The following is a 2,487-nucleotide window of genomic DNA, read 5'->3' as shown; positions in this document are numbered from 1 at the left end:
GGTCGGCAAGGGGTCGTACTACGAGTCCCCGGGAGGGGCCTACCAGCTCGACCAGGCGTGGCACCTCGGGTGGCTCGTCGTCTCCGCTCTGATCATCGCGCTGTAGAGGAGAGACCGACCATGGGACACAAGCGCCCCACCTTCCTGGAGCGGTCGGAGCGCGGCCAGTGCTTCACCTACGACTGCCCCCGCAAGCCCATCAGGCAGATCATGTTCCGGGGGTATCTGGTCTGGGCCTGCAAGGCCTGCGAGCACAAGGACGGCCTGTACTGCTGACCCGACCCCGTACGGGAGAGCGGCCCGGAGGATCACCTCCGGGCCGCTTCGCGTTGCCGAAAGATTCCAGGCCACGATCACAGGCCCGATGTACCTATGCATCTCGATCCACTGGAGATCATCAACAATGCCGAAACCATGATCAATTGCAGAGCAAGTTAGTGGATAAGGGCACCTTAGAACCCAACGCCACAACACAAGATCAGCAGCAACGACAGACAAGCAAGATCACGAACAGTGCTAAGGTATCGTCACTTCGCGACGATACGGAGCGGCCTCGGCACGCTGCGTAGACGATCCTGTGATGCGACCCCGGAGCCACCACCACGGCGCCGGGGTTTCCCCGTCTTCGGGGCTTCCCGGACCGCGCGCCGAAGCCGCGGCGAGTTGCCGAAAGAACCGGCGGCGCCGAGAGCCGCTGAGAGCGCCTGAACGGTCAGCGAATGGGAATCACTCCGAGCACGGGCGGGATCGGCCGTCTCCGTGGCTCTCAGGGGCGCGATCCGGTGCGTGATCGCGGATCGGCAAAGAAGGCAACAGGAAGCAACACCGGACCCCTTGCGAATTGCCGAATTGTTCTCATAGGGATCAAGGCCGCGCAGCGCGCGGCCGCCCCGCGCGCCAGCGGCCAGCGGGCCGGGCATGCGGCTCTCCGGCCGGTCCCGTCCCGCGCCGCCGCGCGCGAGCCGACCCCGCTTCGTACGTACGAACCCCGAAAAAGGGGTCGGCCGACGCGGTGACCGATGGCCGGCCTTTCGACGGCCACCTGAGACCGGCCGACTAGGGGGTTGAGGAACATCGGAACGAAAACCGGCGCTAAGGATCCGTTGGCCCTGGTGGGCGGCTGATGAGCTCCCGGCGGCGGGCGGCCTGGAAAGTCTTCCTACAGATAACGCCCTATTATCTGCGTCATCGCTGATCGTGGCCTGCGACTACAGCTGCGGACTCCGAGCAGCTCCCCACCGTCCAGGCCCGGCCGGTCGCCGACCCAACTCCCAGGCGTTACCGGGGGGCGTCTGCCATGGATCTCAATGCTTCGGCGATCTCCTGGAGAGCAGAAGCAACGGCAAGGGTGGCCGATGTCTGCGCGGCGATCGCGCGAGCGATCCGCTCTCCGTCGCTGCCGCTGTAAATGCCTGAGAGGTAGTGCTCGGCATTGGCCTGGAAAGTATCGGCTTGGTAGAGGCTCATGGGCGCAAATTAGGCCAGAGATCCACTCCCGGGCTGGTGGCAGGAAGGCCAGACTTCCGGGCCAGTCGAGGCCGTCACGATCGCCGGAAGTGGCCAGCCGCCGTAGCTGGTCGGGGCGATCGACAGCACGGCCCTCCTACGTCGGGCCGCGCTACCGGAATCTCAGTACTTCAGTAATCACATGAGATTCAGTAATTCAGTCGAGGTCGGCGCGGAGCTGCTCTTCCACCTGGTCAAGCAGACCCGGGTCCTCTGCCACGCGCCGGAGCATGGCCCGCCACATCTGGGAGTGCGCCAGTGTCGGCACATCGGTACGCCAGGCCAGCTCATCCACGAGGCGGCGCATCTGCCGGTAGTCCTCAGGGGCCAGGTCGATGGTGATGCGGATGGGCTTGGTCCGCCGGGCGGTGGTCCCACGCTCGGGGGCCTGCCCGGTCGTCTCGTCTTTTCTGCGCGAGGTCGCGGCCCGCTTGAACCGGTCGGCGGAGGAAGCGGATCGGCCGGCGGCGCTCACGCGATCCCCGCCCGGGTCAGGTACGCCTCGGCCAGAAGGTCGATCGGGTCGCCGGGCCGGATGTCCGGGGTCATGCCGTAGGCCAGGGCGTACGCCTCACGCCGGGGGATCTGCGGCCTGAGCACCTCGTAACCGAGGTCGGTCAGTGCGGCCCGAGCGTCGGGGCCGGAGCGGGCGCCGCCGACCACGCGGTTGAGGAGGATCGCGACGCGCGCCTGGTGCTCGCGGACCTCGGTCACCTCGTCGAGGAGATCCGCGATGGCGCTGGTTCGCTCGATCTCGATCGTGGATGGCGCGACAGGGATGGTGATCTCGTCAACGCGGCGCAGGACGCTGCGGACGATCGCGCCGTGGTCCTCAGCCTGCGGGAGGTCGACGACGACGATGGTCTTCGGCCCGGCGATGGCCGCCAGGCGCTTGCCCGCGTCCTTGACGGCCAGGCCGTAGACGCCGAAGGGGAACCCCTCCACGGCGTCCGACCACGCGAGCGCGGACCCGGCCGGGTC

Annotated in this window: 4 protein-coding genes; 1 reads left to right on the top strand and 3 read right to left on the bottom strand. The window is 67.2% G+C overall.

The annotated features are described in order from the left end of the window. Positions 1 to 120: 120 nt before the first annotated feature. A complete protein-coding gene (locus IMZ11_RS42075; protein WP_228649109.1) occupies positions 121 to 276 on the top strand; it encodes a hypothetical protein in 156 nt (51 codons plus the stop codon). A 1,002-nt stretch (positions 277 to 1,278) separates the two neighbouring features. Here IMZ11_RS42075 and IMZ11_RS42070 read toward each other — a convergent pair. The 3 genes from IMZ11_RS42070 to IMZ11_RS42060 all read right to left on the bottom strand — a co-directional run. Further along, positions 1,279 to 1,467, bottom strand: coding sequence for a hypothetical protein (locus IMZ11_RS42070; RefSeq protein WP_228649107.1), 189 nt, complete (start codon positions 1,465 to 1,467; stop codon positions 1,279 to 1,281). Between the two features lie 196 nt (positions 1,468 to 1,663). After that, positions 1,664 to 1,981, bottom strand: coding sequence for a hypothetical protein (locus IMZ11_RS42065; protein WP_228649105.1), 318 nt, complete (start codon positions 1,979 to 1,981; stop codon positions 1,664 to 1,666). Continuing rightward, positions 1,978 to 2,487, bottom strand: a 510-nt coding sequence (locus tag IMZ11_RS42060) for a hypothetical protein (RefSeq protein WP_228649103.1), incomplete at its 5' end; no start/stop codon positions are given. The genes IMZ11_RS42060 and IMZ11_RS42065, both read right to left, overlap by 4 nt.

This window comes from Microtetraspora sp. AC03309 (assembly GCF_020826795.1).
In the GTDB taxonomy this organism is placed as follows: Bacteria; Actinomycetota; Actinomycetes; order Streptosporangiales; family Streptosporangiaceae; genus Microtetraspora; species Microtetraspora glauca.
The sequence above is the reverse complement of the archived record's forward strand: the minus strand, read 5'-3'. Positions and strand labels throughout refer to the sequence as shown.